Annotated in this window: 17 protein-coding genes and 1 tRNA gene; 5 read left to right on the forward strand and 13 right to left on the reverse strand. The window is 49.9% G+C overall.

Annotation, left to right across the window (positions count from 1 at the left end):
• Positions 1–538: 538 nt before the first annotated feature.
• The 9 genes from DXC51_RS09295 to DXC51_RS09335 form a co-directional block, all read right to left on the reverse strand.
• Complete coding sequence (locus DXC51_RS09295; protein WP_117544342.1) at positions 539–2,536, reverse strand: beta-galactosidase; 1,998 nt, start codon at positions 2,534–2,536, stop codon at positions 539–541.
• A 126-nt stretch (positions 2,537–2,662) separates the two neighbouring features.
• Positions 2,663–3,496, reverse strand: coding sequence for an alpha/beta hydrolase (locus tag DXC51_RS09300; RefSeq protein ID WP_117544343.1), 834 nt, complete (start codon positions 3,494–3,496; stop codon positions 2,663–2,665).
• Between the two features lie 202 nt (positions 3,497–3,698).
• Positions 3,699–4,550: a carbohydrate ABC transporter permease gene (locus tag DXC51_RS09305; protein ID WP_117544344.1), complete on the reverse strand. Its 852-nt coding sequence runs from the start codon at positions 4,548–4,550 to the stop codon at positions 3,699–3,701.
• Between the two features lie 12 nt (positions 4,551–4,562).
• A complete protein-coding gene (locus DXC51_RS09310; RefSeq protein WP_021634865.1) occupies positions 4,563–5,483 on the reverse strand; it encodes a carbohydrate ABC transporter permease in 921 nt (306 codons plus the stop codon).
• Positions 5,484–5,624: 141 nt separating this feature from the next.
• Complete coding sequence (locus tag DXC51_RS09315; protein ID WP_117544345.1) at positions 5,625–6,929, reverse strand: ABC transporter substrate-binding protein; 1,305 nt, start codon at positions 6,927–6,929, stop codon at positions 5,625–5,627.
• Between the two features lie 323 nt (positions 6,930–7,252).
• Complete coding sequence (locus DXC51_RS09320) at positions 7,253–8,539, reverse strand: ABC transporter substrate-binding protein (RefSeq protein ID WP_117544346.1); 1,287 nt, start codon at positions 8,537–8,539, stop codon at positions 7,253–7,255.
• Positions 8,536–9,237, reverse strand: coding sequence for a response regulator transcription factor (locus DXC51_RS09325; protein WP_021634861.1), 702 nt, complete (start codon positions 9,235–9,237; stop codon positions 8,536–8,538). Before DXC51_RS09325 ends, DXC51_RS09320 begins: the two co-directional genes overlap by 4 nt.
• A 148-nt stretch (positions 9,238–9,385) precedes the next feature.
• Entirely contained in the window at positions 9,386–10,897 is a 1,512-nt protein-coding gene (locus DXC51_RS09330) for a sensor histidine kinase (RefSeq protein ID WP_117544347.1), read from the reverse strand.
• Positions 10,898–10,949: 52 nt separating this feature from the next.
• Positions 10,950–11,909, reverse strand: a complete 960-nt coding sequence (locus DXC51_RS09335; RefSeq protein ID WP_021634859.1) for a LysR substrate-binding domain-containing protein — start codon at positions 11,907–11,909, stop codon at positions 10,950–10,952.
• Positions 11,910–12,031: 122 nt separating this feature from the next.
• On the opposite strand from DXC51_RS09335, the gene DXC51_RS09340 reads away from it, so the two are divergent.
• Both DXC51_RS09340 and DXC51_RS09345 read left to right on the forward strand, forming a co-directional pair.
• A complete protein-coding gene (locus DXC51_RS09340; RefSeq protein WP_117544348.1) occupies positions 12,032–13,312 on the forward strand; it encodes a cation:proton antiporter in 1,281 nt (426 codons plus the stop codon).
• A 149-nt stretch (positions 13,313–13,461) separates the two neighbouring features.
• Positions 13,462–13,549: transfer RNA gene (locus DXC51_RS09345), tRNA-Ser, on the forward strand.
• A gap of 87 nt (positions 13,550–13,636) precedes the next feature.
• On the opposite strand, the gene DXC51_RS29960 is transcribed toward DXC51_RS09345, so the two are convergent.
• Genes DXC51_RS29960 through DXC51_RS09355 form a run of 3 tightly spaced genes read right to left on the reverse strand, consistent with a single transcriptional unit; the run spans position 13,637 to position 15,540 of the window.
• Positions 13,637–13,987, reverse strand: a complete 351-nt coding sequence (locus tag DXC51_RS29960) for an RloB domain-containing protein (protein ID WP_021634857.1) — start codon at positions 13,985–13,987, stop codon at positions 13,637–13,639.
• The gene (locus tag DXC51_RS29965; protein ID WP_243003165.1) at positions 13,965–14,213 is read right to left on the reverse strand and encodes a hypothetical protein; all 249 of its coding nucleotides are present in this window, start codon (positions 14,211–14,213) and stop codon (positions 13,965–13,967) included. Before DXC51_RS29965 ends, DXC51_RS29960 begins: the two co-directional genes overlap by 23 nt.
• A gap of 4 nt (positions 14,214–14,217) precedes the next feature.
• Complete coding sequence (locus tag DXC51_RS09355) at positions 14,218–15,540, reverse strand: AAA family ATPase (RefSeq protein ID WP_117544349.1); 1,323 nt, start codon at positions 15,538–15,540, stop codon at positions 14,218–14,220.
• A gap of 305 nt (positions 15,541–15,845) precedes the next feature.
• On the opposite strand from DXC51_RS09355, the gene DXC51_RS09360 reads away from it, so the two are divergent.
• Genes DXC51_RS09360 through DXC51_RS09370 form a run of 3 tightly spaced genes read left to right on the forward strand, consistent with a single transcriptional unit; the run spans position 15,846 to position 19,607 of the window.
• Positions 15,846–16,712, forward strand: coding sequence for an ATP-binding cassette domain-containing protein (locus DXC51_RS09360; RefSeq protein WP_102286805.1), 867 nt, complete (start codon positions 15,846–15,848; stop codon positions 16,710–16,712).
• The gene (locus DXC51_RS09365) at positions 16,709–18,895 is read left to right on the forward strand and encodes a M1 aminopeptidase family protein (protein WP_117544350.1); all 2,187 of its coding nucleotides are present in this window, start codon (positions 16,709–16,711) and stop codon (positions 18,893–18,895) included. The genes DXC51_RS09360 and DXC51_RS09365 overlap by 4 nt, the downstream gene beginning before the upstream one ends.
• A complete protein-coding gene (locus DXC51_RS09370; RefSeq protein WP_117544351.1) occupies positions 18,888–19,607 on the forward strand; it encodes a hypothetical protein in 720 nt (239 codons plus the stop codon). The genes DXC51_RS09365 and DXC51_RS09370 overlap by 8 nt, the downstream gene beginning before the upstream one ends.
• Positions 19,608–19,665: 58 nt before the next feature.
• On the opposite strand, the gene DXC51_RS09375 is transcribed toward DXC51_RS09370, so the two are convergent.
• On the reverse strand, positions 19,666–20,334 hold the full coding sequence (locus tag DXC51_RS09375) for a hypothetical protein (protein ID WP_117544352.1): 669 nt from the start codon (positions 20,332–20,334) through the stop codon (positions 19,666–19,668).
• Positions 20,335–20,371: the final 37 nt, after the last annotated feature.

Here is a 20,371-nt window from a genome sequence, read left to right on the forward strand (position 1 = left end):
GTTAGGTATTGTTGCCCGGTATGGGTCCGCTTCGGATGGGATGGGGCATGGGAGAGGGGGATTTTCAATTGCCATATCAGCCTTGGGCTGTTTCTAAAAGCCTGAAACGGCAGCTTGGGCGACCTTGATACGGCAGGAACTCGTCGCTGGCGCTCCTCAGACAGCTGCCGTATTGTAGATTAAGCTTCCTTCAGACGCTTTAAGAAACTGCTCCAAAACTTCTTAAGTATCCCTAACCATCCCTGCCGTCCCCCCGCCCCCAGGCCGCCCCCTGACACAACTCCCTTGAACCCTGGAGGCAGCGTAAGGTTTTTTAGGGCGGAAGTGGAAAAATGACGGGGATTCGGGGAGTGTTGAGGAAGGATGGGGTATGTTGGTTTCAGATCGGAAAGGTCAGCGTATTTCGTGCGTTGAGCTCAGGGAAGTGATTTAGGTGTGCCGGAATCCATCCTGTAAAGCGATTGGGGATGGATTCTGGCAGTAACTGTGAAGGGAAAGTAGAGTTATAAATTTTATAACATTTATAATCGGAGGGATGTCAGCATTGGTAGATGGCGGCGCCTTTGGGGGGGAGTTGGAGGGTGGTTCCGGCTTTGCAGGGGCGGTTTTCCAGGAGGCTTGTGCCATCGGTTTCCAGGGGGAGGGAGACGGGAAAGTCGTTGTGGTTGAGGAAGAAGAGGAATCTTTTTCCGTCTTTGTCCCTTTCTGTGATTTCCACGCCTTCACAGGGTGGGTATACGGGGGTGATATTCTGTTCGTCCAGTATGTGCTGCAGGAAATCTGCGTAAAAGTCTTTGTCGGATCGGGTGGCTACGTAGTAGGCGTGTCCTTTTCCGTAGGCGTTGGCGGAGAGCATGGGGGTCCCTGCGTAGAAGTCGCTGTCGTAAACGGCGAGGGGCTGCGCTGTTTCCATGTGCATGATGTCGCAGATAATTCCGGCTTCGTGGGTTTTTCCGTTCCAGGTGAAGCTGTTCTTCATATAGGAGGGGAGGGCGTCTGTTTCTTCTACCCAAATACCCAGGATGTCGCGCAGTTTTCCGGGATAGCCGCCGGTGATAACCAGATCGTGTTCGTCTACGATGCCGCTGAAGAAGGTGGTGACAAAGGTGCCGCCTTCCTTGACAAAGCTGCGGATTTTTTCATCTGTGCCGGGTTTCGTCATATAGAGGACGGGGGCGATAACTACGCTGTATTGTGACAGGTCGTCTTCTGTGGAAATGATGTCGGCGGGCACGTTTTTTTCGTAGAGGGCTGTATAGTAGAGGAGAATTTCGTCCATGTATTTCAGTTCGCAGCTGGGACCGGCGGAGTATTCCAGAGCCCACCAGTTATCCCAGTCCACCATGATCGCAGCCCGGGAGGGTGTCCTGGAGTCAAGGGTGAGGTCGCCCAGGGCTTCCAGTTCATGGCCAAGCTGGCTGATCTCACAGAAGACGCGGGTATTTTCGTTGCCTACATGGTCGATGACTGCGCCGTGGAATTTTTCGCAGGCGCCAATGCTTCTTCTCATCTGGAAAAACATGACTGCATCCGCACCGTGCGCTACTGCCTGGTAGCTTAAAAGGCGCATGACGCCGGGGCGTTTGAGGAGGTTATAGGGGTGCCAGTTGGTTACGCTGGGCGTCTGTTCCATGAGAACAAAGGGAGCTCCCTGCTTCAGGCCGCGGATGAGGTCGTGGCGCATGGCCACAGCAGCGTTGGTATCCACAGTGTCGGGATAGTTGTCCCAGGAGGCAAAGTCCAGATATTTCGCCCATTTCTGGTAATCCAGGGGTTTGTAAAAGCCCATGAGGTTGGTGGTGACCGGGATGTTGGGGGTTACGGCTTTTACAGCCTCGTATTCCGCGCGGTAATTATTCAGCATGGAATCTGAGTTAAAACGGCGGTAGTCCAGAGAAATCCCCTGGAAGGTGGTGCGGTTTTCCGCAAAATGTTCGCTTTGCAGGTTGGGCGCCACGATTTCATCCCAGTCGTAGAAGGTATGGCCCCAGAAGCTGGTGTTCCAGGCGCGGTTGACTTCTTCTATGGTGCCGTATTTTTCCTTCAGCCATACGCGGAAGGCTTTTTCACAGTTTTCGCAGTAGCATTCTCCGCCGTATTCGTTGGAGATGTGCCAGGCTACGATATTGTCATATTTTCCGTATCTTTCAGCCAGCTTTTCGGCCAGCGCCCTGGAATATTTCTGATAGACGGGGCTGTTGGGGCAGGAATTGTGGCGGCTGCCGAATTTACGTTTCATGCCGTTGAATTCCGTGCGCAGCACCTCCGGGTATTTTTTTGCCATCCAGGCGGGGTGGGCGGCGGTGGAGGTGGCAAGGACTACCTTCAGGTGATTCCTGCGCACCAGGTCCATAATTTTGTCCAGGCGCTCAAAACGGTAGGTTACCTCGTCAGGCTGCAGGGCCGCCCAGCTGAATACGTTCAATGTTACGCAGTCTATCCCTGCCAGATGGAACATGCGCATGTCTTCTTCCCATACGGATTCCTCCCATTGCTCGGGATTATAGTCTCCGCCGTATAACATTTTTTTTGCCATATTTTCTCCCTTCTGCACACGGAATCGCGCACAGGCAATTTATTGTGAAAAATTGTTGCAGTACGGATAACCGTACTGTTACAGAGCCGGGGGATCTTTCCTGCTTTTCTTTCCGGTTCTGGTTTTTTAGGGGTTCCAGTGAAAACGGGTGTTCAGCCATTCGCAGCTCATTTCGAACCAGTGGGCCACGTGGGGGTAATCGTCTCCCACCTCTTCAGTGCACATGGACAGGCCGTGGTGGCCGTGTTCAAACAGGTGGCATTCTGCAGGGATGCCGTGTTCGTAGAGGCTTTTAACAAAGCGCATGGTGTTGGCTACGCAGACACAGTCGTCATCCATGGTATGCCAGCAGAAGGCCGGCACCGTTTCTTCATTGACCTGTTCTTCCAGGGAGAAAAAGGCTTCCTCCTCCGGAGTGCGGTCCGGGCCCAGCAGGGCGCTGAAGCTGTCATGCCATTCGGGATGTGCTTCCGGCCGGGCAGAAATCACGGGATAGCTGAGGACCATGGCGTCGGGGCGGTTTTTCCCAGGCTCTGAAGGATAAAATTCCCGCAGTTTTTCACTGTTCCAGTGGACACCCAGGCTCCCCGCCAGATGGGCCCCTGCGGAAAAGCCGATGACTGCGATTTTTTCCGGATCCACGCCGTAAAGGGCGCTGTTTTCACGGATATGTACCACACTTTCGGACAGCTCGCCCAGAGGACGCAGGCCGGTGGCCGGGCGTTCCAGTTCCCTGCCTGTGGTGCTGTAGTAGAGGATAAATACCTGGAAGCCTTTGGCGAAATAGGCTTCAGCAATGGGATCGGCCTCTCTGTCGGAGCAGTATTTATAAGCTCCGCCGGGGCAGATTACGGCGCAGGGGCGTTTTTTCCTATGCGCCATTTCTTCATAATAAGGATGCAGCCAGCCCACAAGAAGGGCCTGGGAATCCTGAATGGGATGAATTTCTACTGTTTTCATGTGTGCTCCTGTCTGGTGTGTTTTTCAGAATAATAATCGGACCCACGCTAAGCGCGGGTCCATTTTCGTTATACAATATCCTGTGATTACAGTCAACCTTTAAATACGGTCCGCCGGAGGGATCTTTGTGTGAGCCGGTTCCGGCTTTCCGGGGAAACCATAACGGTCCAGGAGGTCCGTCGTCCTGAGCTGTTACATGAAATCAGCCTTTTACTCCGGCAAAGGCAACGCCTTCCACGATATACTTCTGGCCGATGCAGTATACGATGATAATCGGGATGACGGAGCATACCGTACCCGCCATGATGGCGCCGTAGTCTGCGGAGAACTGCTGCTGGAAGCTTGCCAGTCCCAGCTGGATGGTTTTCAGCCTGTCGCTGTCCAGATAGATCATGGGGCCCATATAGTCGTTCCATACGCTGTTGAAGGTGAGTACCGTCAGGGTAGCCAGGCCGTTCTGGGACAGGGGAAGAATGATTTTACGGTAGATGCCGAAGGTGGAGCAGCCGTCAATTTTGGCCGCCTCATGAAGGCTGTCTGGAATGCTCAGCATGTTCTGGCGCAGAAGGAATACGCCAAAGGCGCTGAAGGCCTGCAGGACGATGAGGGAAAGGTGGGTATTGTACATGCCGAAAGCCTTTACCACGATGAACTGCGGAATCATGATTGCATGCCAGGGAACCATCATGGTTGCCAGGTAAGCTACGAATATCTTGTCTCTGCCGGGGAAATGCAGTTTGGTGAATGCAAATGCCGCCAGGGAGCAGGTGAACAGCTGGAGCAGTGTGATAATGACCGCCAGCTTCAGCGTGTTCAGGAAATATTGCAGGAACGGAATGCTCTGCCATACCTTTTCATAATTGAGGGTACGGAATACCTCGGGAATCCATTTTACGGGATAGGAGAAAATCTCCGAATTCAGCTTAAAGGAAGCGCTGACCATCCACACAAAGGGAACTAACATTGTAAATGCGACAATAGAACAGAAGAAAAAAATCAGGACGGTGCTGATTTTTATTTTCTTTTTGTTCTGTCCGTCTTTTGATTTTGCCATGCCTAACCTCCTTTAATCCTCGTTTACCCAGTTTTTCTGACCCTGCCACTGAATCAGTGTTATGATCAGAATGATTACAAACAGGAAATATGCAATCGCCGATGCATAGCCCATCTTCCATTCTCCGAAGGCTTCTTTATAAATACGGAATACCAGCACGCTGGTGGAGCGTCCGGGTCCTCCCTGCGTGGTAACATTGATGATGTCGAATACCTGGAAGGATGCGATAAAGCAGAGGATGGTTACCATGAAGGTTGTGGGGGAAAGCATGGGCCAGGTCACATGCCAGAACAGTTTCCAGGAGTTGGCGCCATCGATTTGGGCCGCTTCATATAAATGGTTGGGAATGCTCTTAAGCCCGCCCATGAACATGATCATGTAATAACCGGCCTGCTTCCACACAACGACGATGATAACCGTTAAAAGCGCTGTTTTTGTGGACATGAACCATTTGGGAAGATGCTCCTGGGCAATGCCGATGCCGCGCAGCACCTGGTTGACGGGGCCGTCTACCGGCTGGAACAGCAGCATGGCGATACAGCCAATGGCTACCATGGAGGTCAGGTTGGGGAAGAAGAACACGGTCTTGAAAAATCCGCCGCCAAACAGCTTCCGGTTCAGGGCCAGGGCCAGAATCAATGAAAAAGCAATGGTAAGCGGCACGCTCACCAGGGAGTAAATCAGGTTATTTACCAGGGCCGCCTTGAACTGGGAGTCCCCGAACATTTTGATGTAGTTGTGCAGTCCCACAAAATTCCATTTGAAACCGTTGTAGTCAGTGAAGCTGATTAAGAGCCCCAGGATAATCGGGATTGCTGTAAAAATGAAAAATCCGATAAAATTGGGGAGCAGATACAGGTAACCTGAGATAGCTTCTCTTCTTGCCGCCCTGCTCATCCTTTTTTTAGGTTGTTTTTTTACGGAAGATGCCATATTCCCTCCTTTGTTGCATGCTGTGCCATGCAAATTAGCTGTGCATGTGTGCCGCCCTCCATCCGGGAGAGCGGATGTTTACCCGGCAAAATCCGGCGCCCCTGTAATAGAGGTGCCGGATTGCGCGGGTACTCTGCTGTCTTAATTCATAATCTCGTCACGTAACTCGGCGTAATTTTCAAACGTTGCATCCAGTGACTGCTCATCCAGCAGGTAAAGCTGTAATTCCTGATTGTAAGCTTCAATCAGAGATGCATAGCCTTCCTGGCCCTTCTGCTCGTCCTTGATTTTGGCGGAGAAGCGGTAATCCACACCGGGAACGTTTACTTCGGATTTGAATACTTCCAGAGCTTCATCGGTTGCATAGGAAGGAACATCATGGTTCTGGGCAATGATGGTGGTTCCTTCAGGAGTGGTGCAGTAGTATTCGATGAATTTGTATGCTTCTTCCGGATGCTTGGAGTTGGAGGAGATTACCAGGTAGGAGCTCTGTCCAACGCTGGAGCCTTCCGGTTCGCCGTCGAAGATCGGCAGCGGCGCCGCGCCCCATTCAAAATCAGCTTCCATCAGCCGGAACATCCAGTCGCCGTTGATCATGGTGTAAATATTTCCTGCTTCAAAGTACGCCTTGATGTCAAAGGTTCCGGAGGTCATTTCTGCAATTCCGGGAGCGCTTGCGTCATCCACGTACATACGGTGCTGAATCTGTGCAAATTCTTTGGTTCTTGTCAGGCTTTCGTCATCCAGGTATTCGCCTGCTGCGACAGCGCCCAGGTTGGGAGTCCAGATAGGCATCAGGCCGCCCCAGTATTTGGTTCCGTCTTCTTCACCGGTGAGCTCCTTAATCAGGTCAAGGTATTCGTTCCATGTGAGGTTTTCAGGATAATCGATTCCTTTTGCGTCAAACAGTTCCTTGTTGTAGAAAAGCATCCAGCAGGAACCGCTTGTGGGGTATCCGTAAAAGGCGCCGTCAGCGTCGGTAACGCCTGCAAGGGAGGTTTCCTTGATGGGGGAAAGATCCACGCCGGATTTCTCAGCATAGGGGGCAAGGTTTACAAAAGCGCCGTTGGCGGTATACTGTGCCATCTGCGCAGGGGTACGTACCCAGTAAATATCGGCGTCTGTGGAACCGCCTGCTGTCATTACCTTAACCTTATCGTCATAATCGCCTTCTGCGATGCTGTGTCCCACCACTTCGATGTCGCTGTTGGCAGTGTTAAATGCTTCAATTTCTTTCTGTGCCACTTTTTCCAGGTCGGTGGAGTAGTAGAAATTTACTACTGTTTTATCGGAACCTGCGGCAGCTTCTGAGCCTGCGGCGCTTTCTGCGGTTGTGTCTCCTGATGCTGCGGTGCTTCCTGCATTGTCGGAAGAGCTTCCGCATCCTGCCAGCAGGGTTACTGCCATGGCAGCCGTAAGAAGAATGCTTAATGCTTTCTTTTTCATAATGTCCTCCTTTGAACTTTTGTTTCCAGTCACTTGATGTTTTCATTATAGCTTTTACATTCATTCTGAAAAGTCACAAAAAATCTACACCTTACAGGCATAAAAAAAGCGCCTGATTTCTTCGGTTTTTACCGTAAATCAGGCGTTTGGCATAAATTTTAAAGTTGGGGTGCAACAGCAGAACTGCAAAAAGAGGATGAATTTTTCTACACCCTCCCTCTGAAACTGATGTACGCAATAACAGTAATCAGGCGTATTTTCTTTGAAATATATGCGCTTGACGTGAAGCGTTAAAATGGGGAAGTTGAAATTTCAGCCCTTCTTCAATTTCGGTTCAGGTTGTTTCGTTCCTTCAGGTAATCCTTCATGGTCTGATCCAGAGTCTTTTCCCCTTTCAGGTATGAGGCGGCTTCTTTATCAAAAATATCCCTCAGATCCTGATACAGAACGTGCTTGCCTTCTTCATTCTGCAGGATGGCATCAAAGAAAAAGTTCACATGGATGGCGCCTGCGTTCTGCTTATAGCTTTCCCTGCCTTCTTCCGTAAAATAGGAGGGGAAGCAATAGTGGGAGGCCAGGATGGAGGCCCCTTCTTCTCCGCAGGCAAACTCCAGGAATTCAAAGGCATTTTCCGGATAGCTGCTGCCGGAATAAACCGCCAGGTAGGAGTTGCTCCCCACGGAGGTCCCCGGTTCCACGCCCTCCGACAGGGGAAGCGGCGCCGCGTCCCAGCGGCAGCTAACGGTCCCGGAGGCTTCCAGGTTCTGAAGGATCTGTATGGTCCAGTCACCATTTATCATCATGCCGATTCCACCGTCCAGGAAGGCTTCGTAGCCAGGGGTGTAGATTTCTTCCATTTCCACGGGGTTGGGATGGCTGTGATCCTGGTTGTAGAGTCTGTCCATCAGCTGCAGGAACTCTTTTGTGGCGGGAAGCTCGTCATCATAAAGATATTCTCCCAGCTCCAGCGCCCCCAGGTTGGGAACCCATATGGGAAGGTAGCCGCCCCACCTCTTCTGTCCGTCTGGCGCCGTGCCGTCAATGCGTGCCGCCAGGTCCGCATATTCCTCCCAGGTCATCTGTCCAGGATAGTCCACGTGCAGGCCGTCAAAAATGTCACGGTTGTAAAACAGGAGCCAGATATTCTGGATGAAGGGCAGGGAATATATACTTTCATCTAGCTTTACGATATCCAGGGACTGGCCGTATTTGGAAATGTCCAGTGTGCTGCCGCCCACCAGCTGGGACAGATCAAAGAGCTGTCCCGCCTCCGCCATGCGGTTGGATTTGGAGGGCTGGCGAAGCCAGATTACATCCGCCTGGCCGCCTTCTTCCAGAAGCTTATTCAGCCGGTCTTCGTATTCAGAATCCTCCAGGTAGCGCATTTCCACTTCGGTCGTACTGCTTTGTGCATTAAAAACTTTGACCAGATCTTCCATGTAGGGAGCGCTGACCGTTACATCATAGCAAATAATTTTCTGCTTTCCCGCCGGCTGGCTGTCGCTGTATTGCGTATCCTGCTCCTTCTGCACTTTTTGGCAGGAAGCAAGGAAGGACAGGGAAAGCAGGAAAATCGTAAGTATCAGGAAATGTTTTATTTTCTGCTTCATTTTGCGTCCTTCAGATCCATATTTTTTACATTATGAAGGTAATCATAAATTTTAAGGTCATTGACCCTTTTTACCACTTCCGCCATGGAATCAAGATCGAATTTTTTAAGGATATTGTGGATATGTCTTTTCAGGGTTGTCATTTCCACACAGCGCATGGCGCAGATTTCCGGACGTTCATAGCCCTGGCGGAGCAGATCAAGGATATCAATTTCCGTCTGGGTCAGCTGGGTTACCAGCATGAGATTATACAGGAAGCTGTCTTCGCTCTGCTTTACCCGCTGGAATTCGCGGCGGATTTTCTCCGCAATCACAGGCCGTATAGGGGAACGGCCGTAATAGGCATCCTTCACGCAGGTGATCAGCTCCTCCTGTCCGGAATTTTTCAACACATAATCGGATACTCCCAGCTTAAAGGCCTGGAATACGTTATCATCATCCTCGTAGGAGGTGAGGATGATGATTTTTACCTGGGGATACTGGGACAGGATCTGGCTGGCCGCATCCAGGCCTGCGGTCCTGGTTTCCATTTCAATATCCATCAGAATGACATCGGGCTGGCAGAGTACGGTTTTCATTACCGCCTCATAGCCGTTCTGAACGGCGGCAACCACTTCAAGCTCGCCGTCTTTTTCCAGCAGCCGCTGGTATTTTTTCAAAAGCGCGGGCATATCCTCCGCAATTAATACTTTTATCATTTTACTCCTATCTGCGTGCAAGGCACGCACTTAAATCAGGAAGGCTGAAGACAAGGCTTCAGCTTTACTCCTATCTGCGTGCAAGGCACGCATTTAAATCAGGAAGGCTGAAGGCAGGGCTTCAGCTTTACTCCTATCTGCATGCATGCTATATCCGGGTAACCGGGAGGTATACGTGGAATACGGTTCCCTGGCCCACTTCGCTTTCCACATCGATTTTACCGCCGGAGTCGGTAATGATTTTATGTGTCAGTGTCAGGCCCATGCCCCAGCTCTTTGTCATTGGCTTCGAGGTAAAAAAGGGGGTGAAGATATTCACCAGGTCTTCCTCGGGTATTCCGCAGCCGTTGTCCTTTACATCGATTATTCCCCACCGGCTGTCAGCCAGCAGCATTACCTGAATTTTCCTGGTTCTCCCTTCCACCTGCCTGAGGGCATCGCAGGCATTGTTGAGAAGGTTAATGAGCGCCTGGCCGATAAATTCCCTGTCTGCAAATACCTCCGGGTCCTCACCGGGAATGCTCACCGACCACTCTATATCCGTTTCCGGCCTGGAAGACTTCGTATCCTCCACGGTCTGCCGTACCAGCTCTCCCAGCCGCAGCCTGCGGAAATTCATGGTGTTGTCCTTGATATGCCTGTGGATATCGTCCAGCCGCCCGTAAAGCGCTTCACAGTGCTCCACCAGAAGCTCCTTGTCCCTGCTGTCTTCCTCTCTCACCTCCAGATTTTCCACCTCGGCCTGCAGGTTGAGCAGTTCATTTTTCATAAAATGGCAGAAAACCCGGGTGGACATGTTTACCGCATTGATGCTCTGGGATACCTCCAGGCTATAATTTTCCATCTTAGTCCGAAGCGCATTCAATCGGTAGCTCCAGGCAAGCATCAGGATGATAAAAAGTAAAATGAGGTAGGGCAGCGCGCGGTATAACGGGATGTAGCTGTTCATAAACAGCATTTTATAGGTAACAACATCCATTGCCTTCGAGTACTTTATCATCTGCATCGGGAGGCGCCCCATGAACATCAGATAGCATAGGATCAGCATAAAATACGATATCAGAATGATGATCAGGGACATCCGGTACACCTTAATATGAGGCACCCGGAGCAGGCTCACCAGTATACTTCCCAGACAAAGAAAAAGGAGCAGCAGGTTCATGACAGAGGTAGCCGTTCCCATGCCGTTCCACAGCCTTTCCACGCCGGAAACCGTCATGTGGGCCGGATAGAGGAACGAATAGGCGCGGATGTAAATTCCAGGGCTGCAAATGATGTATTCCAGAAGGAAAAAGGCTGCAGCCGCGGGGCAGAGCCTTCTGCATTTTTTCCTCTCCTCCTGCTTCATGAAGGAGGCTGCAAACACCAGATTGCTTGCCGTAAACAGAATACTGCTGATATTCAGGCAGTTTATTACGGCTTCCCTGGAAATCTTCAGGGAATAGAGCCTGGCCGCCATCCCCCTGGGCACCAGGAAATAACGCAGGAATATACTCAGGTTAAATGAGGATTTACAAAAATATAAAATAAAAAAGCACAGTGATGTCAGGAAGAAAAACAGAACCAGAAACATGGATATCAGCTGCATGGTCCGGTATTCGGATCGGGTAAAAAGGAGCAGCATAATCACCACTGCGCACACAAGTATCAAATATACCATTCAAAGCCTCCACAGCCTGTAAAACAGGCATTTTTTCGGATCCGCTTGTATCTTACAATAATTGGTCAGGAGTGTCAACGAAATGGACTTCTTTGGGCCGCACTTTTCCTTCCACGGCTCCGGCCACGGAGTATTCATTATAAATACGCATGATATTCTGAAGCAGATCCGTATGTTCAAAATCCTTATGGTATACCATATTGATCTCTCTTGTCATGCTCAGGTTCTCAATGGGCAGTCCCGCCATCTTCCCTTTTTTCAGTTCGTTTGCGCAGGCGCTCCTTGCCAGTATGGAAACGCCGAAATCCCGGCGTACCAAATCCTTGATGGTTGCCACGTTGTCTACTTCCAGTATGACATTAAATTCATCCAGTGATACATTATTGCTCTCCAGATGGGAAATAAAAAGATTTCGGGTTCCTGAATCCGGAAGGCGCAGAATCAGGTTCTCTTTCTTCAGCTCATTCAGGGTCACCATGCTCTTTTTAGAAAGCGGGTTCTTATTGGATACGGCCAGAATCAGGGAATCTGTATCCAGCATGACCGAATTGAAATTGGGATCCGTAATCCTGCCCTCCACAATGGCCAGATCGATCTCATAGGTTTTCAGTTTCATATAAAGATTATTTATGGCATCAGAAATAATTGTTATGCGCGTACCTTCGCTGAAGCTACTGTATTTCGCCAATACCTCCACCATGATATTACTTTCGGAGGTATGTGTGATGCCCACCGTTATTTTCCGGGCATGCCTCCTTTCATCCTTCAGGCTCTGCTGCAGGTTCTGATACAGGCTTACTATTCTTTTAGCGTACTTGATAACGATTTCTCCTTCGCTCGTCAGCTTGAGATTTCCCTCCCCGCGGACAAAAATGGTAACCCCAAGCTCCTTCTCCAGCTGCCTGACATGCTGGCTGGCAGCCGGCTGGGTAAGCGAAAGCTTCTGCGCCGCTTTGGTGAAACTGTTCAGTTCATTAACCGTAAGAAGAGTGACGAGCTTGGGATCTATCATGGAATGCCTCCTCATAAATTTTCATAATGAGATAGTTATAAATCATAATTTGCCTTTATGGTTTTCGTTGATATAATTGTACCATAGAAGGGGAATATAGCAATACAAGGGGGTCTTTTTTCATGAAAGAATTTTATAATAATCTGGACGAGGCGACTCTCGTCTTATGTTCTTTATCCATCATACTTTTTGCGGGGTTTCTTCTCACCCGCCTGACCAAACGGCTGCATCTTCCGAATGTGAGCGGCTACATCCTTGCGGGCGTGCTGATCGGGCCGCAGGTCGCGGCGCTGGTGCCCTCCCACATCCTGGATCATATGGGGTTTGTCAGCGATATTGCGCTGGCCTTCATCGCTTTCGGCGTGGGAAAGTTTTTTAAAAAGGATGTTTTAATGAAAACGGGCTGGAAGGTGGTAACCGTTACACTTTGGGAATCTCTGCTGGCCGGCCTGCTTGTTACGGTAAGCATGCGGCTGATTTTTCACCTGTCCTGGGATTTCTGCCTGATTCTGGGCGCAATCGCCACGGCTACCGCACCGGCGAGCACGATGATGACCATCAGACAGTATCATGCCAAGGGCGATTATGTAAATGTGCTGCTGCAGGTGGTGGCGCTCGACGATGTGGTCTGCCTGCTTACCTTCAGTGTAGTGGTGGCTGTCATCAATGCCGGAAGCAGCGGCCATATCCGGATAATGGATGTGCTTCTTCCTGTTGTTTATAATGTGGCGGCGCTGGGAATAGGTTTCCTTTGTGGCTATCTGCTTTCCAGGCTGCTGACGCCCGCCCGGAGCAAGGATAACCGTCTGATTCTGGCCATCGCCATGCTCACGGGGATATCAGGGCTGTGCTCCGCTTTCGGGCTGTCGCCGCTGCTTTCCTGTATGGTTTTCGGCGCTTCCTATATTAATCTTACCGAGGATAAGAAGCTGTTCCGTCAGGTGGATCGTTTTACGCCTCCTGTGCTTTCCATGTTTTTCATTGTTTCCGGCATGAGCCTTGATCTTACTGCGCTGAAAACAGCCGGGGTTATTGGAATCACCTATTTCCTGATCCGCATCCTCGGGAAGTACGGCGGAATGTATCTGGGCTGCGTCCTGACTAAAATGCCGGCTTCCCACCGAAATTATATGGGGCTGGCGCTGATTCCCCAGGCAGGGGTGGCAATTGGCCTTGCTTTCCTGGGACAGCGGCTGCTTCCTGCGGAAATCGGCAATCTTCTGCTGACCATTATTTTATCCTCCTCTGTTCTCTATGAGCTGGTGGGGCCGGCCAGCGCAAAGCTTTCCTTCTTCCTTTCCGGAACAATCAAGAGGGAAACAAAGCCGGAAGCCGACAGGAATACGGGGAAGGAAAAGGTAAAAAAGTATCCCGGAAAAAAACCGGTTAAGAATGCGGGATAAACTGTGATGTAAAAATGGTAACTCTGAAGGGACTGAACAGCTGCCAAAAGAGCAAATCCGACCGCAGAATTGAAATTTACCACTTGCAGAATACGGAAAATTACTATAGAATATAAGTGCTGCCGGTTACGGCAGCACTCAGTATGTCCGGAGATGTATCGAAGCGGCCATAACGAGAACGACTCGAAATCGTTTTGTCCTTAACTGGGCACGTGGGTTCGAATCCCACCATCTCCGCTGAATAAGCTGTCGGTAGATACCGGCGGCTTTTTTTATTATCTGGTTTTTATTTTACCTAAAACTGTTCAAACATACCGATCACATTTAAAGTAGTCCGCAGTCTTTCAGGATTTTCTCCACCACCTCCCATATGGAAAGTGATGGATTTTCTTTATAATAACTGTAACCTTTATATTTCTGTTCTACACAACCATTTGTACGGTTACGCTGCATAATTACTTTTGACCTTTGAATAGCAGAACGAACATCTTCCAGGGTCAGTTTACTGAGAATCCTTTTAAATTTCTCCTCTTGCTTATACTGAAAAAGGTTCTCAAAATCCTCCCCATATGCACGATTAAGCGGAGCAAGGTATTGGCGCCGATTGGTCAGGCTACCATTACAATCCGCTTTATGGAGAATAATCCATAGTTCAAAAGTAAAATTGCTGTACATGTACTTCGTCTTCACTTTCACGGTCGAATATATGGGTAATTTCAGTTTTTCCCAAGATTGTCAGTTTTTTAATACGAACAAGCGGATCTTTCTGGACTTGACTGTCCAACTTGACGCGGAATTTTGCATCCGATTCTGCATTAATTGTATTTTGCAACCAGTTCAAATACCAGTGTTCGGTCTCTCCCTCAACGGAAAAGTAGTATTTTCGTGTTTCCTTCCTCATAACTTTACACCTCATTTCCACGATGAAGCAGTTCTTCAAAAATAGGTGTAAAATCAATATCCCGGATAGCCCCATACCGATCTACAAAATAATTTTTCATGTAATCCTCGTTGTTTCGGACACCTTTTTTCCCTGCAGTTCCAAAGTCTGAGAGTGCATAATGTATACTGCAGTGATTCGCCTCATCACGCTCTACAAACTTAATCTCATCACGCCGGAAAAGATTAGCATTCAGGAAAATAGGGTTATGTGTATTAAAAATCAGCTGTGCATGGTGGATGTTAATTTCGTCATTATGGAAGATATTTATTATATTCATCAGAGCCATCGGATGGAGGGACGCATCGAATTCATCAACCACCAACGTCCCGCCGTTTAGAAGCGCATTAACTACCAGTGGAAACATATTTACATATCGGATAGTCCCATAAGACTCAAACAACTCTGCAGGAATTGCAGTTCCTTTTTCCATATTTTTAAAAACAGAACATAATTTGGCTTCGTTACTTTCCCCATCAACTATATAGCCCAGCGCATTGGAATTAATTCCAAAACAAGCGGCTGCTTCGTTTATGGTTTTCTCCACATATACGGATTTCTTCCCGGCATCACTGAATTTCCGAATCAGATGCAGGGCATCAGCCCTGTATATGACCATAAATTTATTATCCAGCCATTCACTTATCAGTGATACCAGCTTGGAACTGAACATAGTCTTAAAGCCATTCATCAAAAATAATTCTTCTTCATTCAGATTACTGACAGCCAGTGCTATTGCACCTTCGGCGTTCTGCTCAAAAGCATTGACCAGCATATTCCTGATTACCGTCAGGTCCTCAATCTTAAGCCCCCCATTCCGGGAAAAAATAACAGAACCATCGACAGACAATGTTTCAGTCAGGATCCGCCGTTTATAATGGCTTTCCAAAAAGCCACCCAAATCAACAGTAAAGGAATATTCAATCAGCCGTTCTTCTGAGATAAATTTAACCGCAAAGCTTACTGGTAAATTATTTTGACTGGAACTATTCGGAATCAGCTCCAACGTACCGGCCGCCGCATTAGGATCACTTTTATCGTTATCATTTCGGATATTGCCCCGAAGCACAATAGATTTAAAAGTATCCATTGCACCTATAATATTGGTTTTTCCCGATGCATTAGGACCATAAATAATAGCGGAACACAGTCCCTTGTATGTTTTTTTACCAATTGTTTCTTCCAATATACTGTAATCCAGTCCTTTTTGTTTAGGTGCTGGTGTTAGTGAAAAGACAAGTTCATCCTTAAATGACTTGTAATTGGATGTGCGAAATTCCAATAACATACTTCCCCCTCCATTCTGCAAAAATTTTACAAAAATATAGCTTTATTATATTGTATAGTATGGCATTAAGTCAATTTTTTATATTAATTTTGCGTAATCTTTGCAAAATGTTTTTTAATAATACAGTAGACTTCCTTTCATATTTTGTAAAACTATTATACCTAATTATCGTTGTTTTCACCAATTGTCAGTTTTTATTAAGAATTATGAAGATCATTTTTTAAGAAACAGCTACTATACTCTTAAGTATACCAAAAGCAAGTAGTACTCCTTCAGAAACAGAAAGAACAGAAAGGAATTTATCCATGCGAATTAATTTAAACCACTTAAGCATGATCTATCCTAACGGCAGGCAGGCTTTAAAGGATATCAGCCTGACGCTGGAAAGTCCCAGCCTTATAGGCCTGGTGGGCCCTAACGGCGCCGGGAAATCGACCCTGATGAAGCTGCTTGTGGCCGGGCTTCTTCCCACAGGCGGCACCATCAGCGTTGATGATGTCCCCCTGTCCAGATGTGAAAAAAAGCTGAAGGAAAAGCTGGGCTATCTCCCCCAGGATTTCGGCCTGTATGATGAGCTGACGGTCCGGGAATTTCTGGATTATATGGCGGCGCTGAAGGGTATCCGTGACAGTAAGGCCGCCATCGAATCCGCTATCCTGGCTACCGGCCTGGAGGAAAAGAGGAAGGCGCGTATCAAAACCCTGTCAGGAGGACAGCGCCAGAGAGTGGGAATTGCACAGGCGCTGCTGGGCACGCCGGAGTTTCTTATTTTAGATGAGCCTACGGTCGGCCTGGATCCGGAGGAGCGTATCCGTTTCCGTAATTTTTTCTCCCAGACAGCGCAGGATAAGCTGGTATTGCTTTCCACACATATCATCGAGGATGTACAGTCCGTATGCGACCGGCTCATTGTGATTGACCGGGGGCAGATTCTGTTTATCGGAAGGCCTGAGGAATTGGTTCTGCAGGCCAGGGGACATGTAGGGGTATTCCTGGAACAGGGCGGGGGTGAAAAAACTTCCGCACTCCGCATCATTTCACGGGTCAATACAGCGGAGGGCGTGCTGTGCCGGGGCGTGGCGGAGGTTCTGCCCCAGGAAGCCCGCAGCGTGGAACCCACTTTGGAGGACGCTTATTTATATCTCATCACACAGGAGGGAAAAACACAATGAAATTCCATTCTCTCTTCCGGGTGGAGCTGGGACGGCTTTTCAGAAGCAGGCTGACCTGGGCGGCTCTCGGTATTACCATAGCCGCGCCGGTGCTTGGCCTTACGCTCTACAGCCCCCTCTCCGGTTCTCTGAACTGTACCTTTCTCGCCAATCCCGCCCTGGCAGGTGTGCTGGCCGGCGCGTTGATTTTTGTGCTGCTCACCGTTCTGGAGCTGGACCGTGTCCACCGCAGCCGCACCGATGTCCTGACGGATTCCATGGTTTCCCCTCTCGCTGCGGAGGCCTCCCGGACGCTGGCCCTGCTGACGGCCGCCGCCGCTGCCGTTATAGCTGCTGTATTAATTTGGCTCCCCATTACGGCTGCGTTAACCGGCGCCATATTCCGGCCGGGCCTGTGTGCGGCAGTCTATCTGCTGGTAATTCTGCCCGCGCTCTGGTTTGCCATCCTTTTTACCGCTTCAGCCTATCAGCTCGTGCGAAGGCTGGACATCACACTGGTTGCCTTCACAGGCTTTTTCCTCTTAAGCCTGACCGCCTGGTCCGAAAACTGGCTTCTGCGGTGGGTAAATCCTGCCCTGGCTTATCTTTCCGACGATTTTGGCAACCTGCGGAGGCTTATGTCCCTGGGCTGGAACCGGCTTTTCTGGCTGCTGGCACTGGGCGGGCTCTGGTGTCTGTGCCTGCTGTGTACCAGGCGATATGGCAAAGGCGCCTTCGGTTCCCTGATCCGGAATGCAAGAAAGTTTTATCTTCCCGTACTGTCCGTTGTACTGGCGGCGGCGAGCTTTCTGGCCTACACGAAACAGCCCTTTATCGATCATAGTGAAAAAGAAATTGATTACGATGCACACTACGACTTTGACTATAACGGGCATGTGACCTATTCCGCCATTACCGTGGACGCGCAGCCTTCTCTCACGCGCGGGCTCTTCCGGGGGACAGCGGACTTTACCCTGCACAATGATTCCGGACAGCCCCAGACGATCTCCTTCTGGATTAATCCGGGCTACACCTTCCGGTCCGTTACGGCGAACGGCAGGGCAGTTCTCTTCCGTGACCTGAACGATGACTCTATCAATCAAAAAACAATAGAGCTGGATATACCTGCCGATGAGAACATAGAATTGATAGTTGAATACGGCGGATTCCCAAAGGAATGGAATATTATGTCCCTGTATCAGGGAGAAACTGAAATCAGCGATGACTATATCTATCTTGCCCATCAGGATTTTTCGCCTATGCCGCGGGATTTTGCGGAGGGCACCAAGGAACAGGCGCCCCTTACGGCCAGGATCACCCTGCCTGACGGGCTGAGGCCGGTTCTTTTTGGCACAGGCGAAGTGGAAGCAAAAAAAACTGAAAACGGTTCCACGCAATGGGTTCTGCATGATGCGGGCTGGAGTCTGATACTCTATGCCGGGGATTATATTTCCGAGCAGATTGACACCGCAGGGCTGAACGTGGAATTTTTCTACAGTGCCAAGCACCAGCGGGTAATGGAGGAGTGCCGCGTAAATGATACGCTGAAACAGGTATTTGAATACTGTACCGATCATTATGGTCCTTTGTCTTTTTATGGGGATGAGGGTATGCGGCTTATAGAAATCGGCGCCGTGGGAGGCGGATATGCGGCCGGAGGCGCCAGCGTCATGGGCGAAGACAGCTTCAGCGAAGCAGGCCTTAAGGATCCCCTGAAAGGGGCAGGCGGCAGTGAAGTCATGGCCCACGAAATCATTCATCAGTGGTGGGGGCTGGGCAATATGGTCGAACCTGTCTCCGAGGCAGATCCCTGGTCCGCCGAAGGTCTGACGGTTTACACCACCTACCGGCTGATGAAGGAGCTTCACGGCGCGGACTATGCGCAAAAGTATTATGTAGATGTGTGGCAGTCCCGGGTGGCGGATTATTATCAGGATTTCTACGTACGCAATCCTGAGTTCCTGTCAGCGCTGCCGGAGCAGTACAGGGCCGATATCGCCAACAGCCAGTCCACCGTCCGGCGTTACTGCGAAATGCCGCTGAAAATACTGAAAGCGGAAAAGCTGGTGGGCGGTGAGGAAGCTATGGATCAGATTTTGTCCGGGCTGTTCACCGGAGAAACCAATCCGTCCTATCCCTATCTCACCTGGCAGGATTTTCTTGACGCCTGTAATCTATCGGAGGAGGATTTGAATCTTGGGTAAAATTTATTTATACGAACTGCGCAGAACCGTGCGGAGTAAATTCTTCTGGGGCCTGCTGGCGGTATGTCTGTTTTTCGGCTGGAATACGCTTAAGACCGCTACCATCCGGGGCGCGGCCCATACGGCTCCGTTTTCCCCCTGGAGCTTCGGCGCTTATCTGTCCCGCCTCCTGCCGCTTCTGGGCGTGGCGCTGCTGTTTTTCCAATGGAACCAGTGCAATGAAAAATCCAGACGCTTCTGGATCCTCACGGATTCCACTCCCGTGCCTCCCGGACGGTATCTTCTGGTAAAATGCGCCGCCGCGGTCACGGCCTGGCTCTTGCTGGCGCTGAGCGTCACAGCCCTGGGCATCGTCTTTCTGACGGCGTTGTTTGGCGGCAGCGTGCCGGTGGGAATGCTGCTGCTGACGGCCGCCTTAGCACTGCTGCCATCACTTGTGTTCCTGACAGGCCTAGGGCTGCTGGCCGGACATATACATTCCCTCCTGCTGTTTGTGCTGATGGTGTTCGCCCTCGCAGCGGGATTTGTCCCACTTCCCATGAAGCTTGATCTTTACGGATATTCCTTCTTTACGGAATATCCGCTCACCCTGGGGCTGCCTGATCCGGCATTTTCCTTGCCGGCAGGCATGCTTGTATCGAAGATTATTTTTCTTCTTGCCGGAGCTGCTTTTCTCCTTCTGGCCATATGGCGGCGGAAAAAGGCTTCCTGAGCTTTCTGCCCAGGCTGCACTGCGGGAATCTGCCGTAACGGCTGCACTTTGTCAAGCGTTACGCTTTTTCCCGCCCTTTGGCGTACTTCAGAAACCTGGCAATCTTTCCACGCACCTGTTTTCTTTCATTGTCACGGTTTCTTTCCGCAAAGGCAATCATCTTCTCCTGATAGCCGGGCAGACATAAGAGGACGGAAAAGCAGTCGATCACATGGCCGACAGCCACGTTTCTGCATTCTGGGGAAAGCTCCTGTTTCCTGTAAAAATTATGGCTGTCTGTTTCCAGGAGGCGTGGAAGCACCGTATCCGCCGCTTCCGGATAGGCCTTCAGAATCCTGGGAACGCTTTGTACGACATTTCCGAACACCGCAATATCATCCGTATCCAGCAGACGCAGGTAGCGCCCGGCGCAATTTTCCCATTTTCTTTCCGTCTGCGAATCCAGCTCCAGCAGATTGGGGACGGACAGGATGACCCCCAGGCGGATAAATGCATTATCGCTGTCCAGGAGGGCAAAAAGCCGGTCAAAACAGGGGTACAGTAGCTGCGGCCTGTCTTCACTTATGTAACGCACAATCTTCTCCGCCATATATTTGGCGGCTGTCTTTTCCGTTTCCAGGATGTCCAGCAGATCAGTAAGCAAAATATTTTCTTCATATACCTGTGCGGCATAGCTCTCCGCCGGGTCTTTTTTTCTCAGCTTTTCCAGCAGTTCTTCTCTTTCCATGGCATTTTCCTCCTGCTTTGAGGATACACCCTCCCCC

The sequence above is a fragment of the Eisenbergiella massiliensis genome (assembly GCF_003435485.1).

Bases quoted from the DNA above. Each gene is read 5' to 3' on its own strand.
- DXC51_RS09300 (WP_117544343.1), bottom strand. From the start codon at position 3,496: ATGAAAACAGTAGAAATTCATCCCATTCAGGATTCCCAGGCCCTTCTT.
- DXC51_RS09355 (WP_117544349.1), bottom strand. From the start codon at position 15,540: ATGTTATTGGAATTTCGCACATCCAATTACAAGTCATTTAAGGATGAA.
- DXC51_RS09305 (WP_117544344.1), bottom strand. From the start codon at position 4,550: ATGGCAAAATCAAAAGACGGACAGAACAAAAAGAAAATAAAAATCAGC.
- DXC51_RS09330 (WP_117544347.1), bottom strand. From the start codon at position 10,897: ATGGTATATTTGATACTTGTGTGCGCAGTGGTGATTATGCTGCTCCTT.
- DXC51_RS09335 (WP_021634859.1), bottom strand. From the start codon at position 11,909: ATGATAGATCCCAAGCTCGTCACTCTTCTTACGGTTAATGAACTGAAC.
- DXC51_RS29965 (WP_243003165.1), bottom strand. From the start codon at position 14,213: ATGAGGAAGGAAACACGAAAATACTACTTTTCCGTTGAGGGAGAGACC.
- DXC51_RS29960 (WP_021634857.1), bottom strand. From the start codon at position 13,987: ATGTACAGCAATTTTACTTTTGAACTATGGATTATTCTCCATAAAGCG.
- DXC51_RS09295 (WP_117544342.1), bottom strand. From the start codon at position 2,536: ATGGCAAAAAAAATGTTATACGGCGGAGACTATAATCCCGAGCAATGG.
- DXC51_RS09320 (WP_117544346.1), bottom strand. From the start codon at position 8,539: ATGAAGCAGAAAATAAAACATTTCCTGATACTTACGATTTTCCTGCTT.
- DXC51_RS09360 (WP_102286805.1), top strand. From the start codon at position 15,846: ATGCGAATTAATTTAAACCACTTAAGCATGATCTATCCTAACGGCAGG.
- DXC51_RS09375 (WP_117544352.1), bottom strand. From the start codon at position 20,334: ATGGAAAGAGAAGAACTGCTGGAAAAGCTGAGAAAAAAAGACCCGGCG.
- DXC51_RS09325 (WP_021634861.1), bottom strand. From the start codon at position 9,237: ATGATAAAAGTATTAATTGCGGAGGATATGCCCGCGCTTTTGAAAAAA.
- DXC51_RS09365 (WP_117544350.1), top strand. From the start codon at position 16,709: ATGAAATTCCATTCTCTCTTCCGGGTGGAGCTGGGACGGCTTTTCAGA.
- DXC51_RS09340 (WP_117544348.1), top strand. From the start codon at position 12,032: ATGAAAGAATTTTATAATAATCTGGACGAGGCGACTCTCGTCTTATGT.
- DXC51_RS09310 (WP_021634865.1), bottom strand. From the start codon at position 5,483: ATGGCATCTTCCGTAAAAAAACAACCTAAAAAAAGGATGAGCAGGGCG.
- DXC51_RS09315 (WP_117544345.1), bottom strand. From the start codon at position 6,929: ATGAAAAAGAAAGCATTAAGCATTCTTCTTACGGCTGCCATGGCAGTA.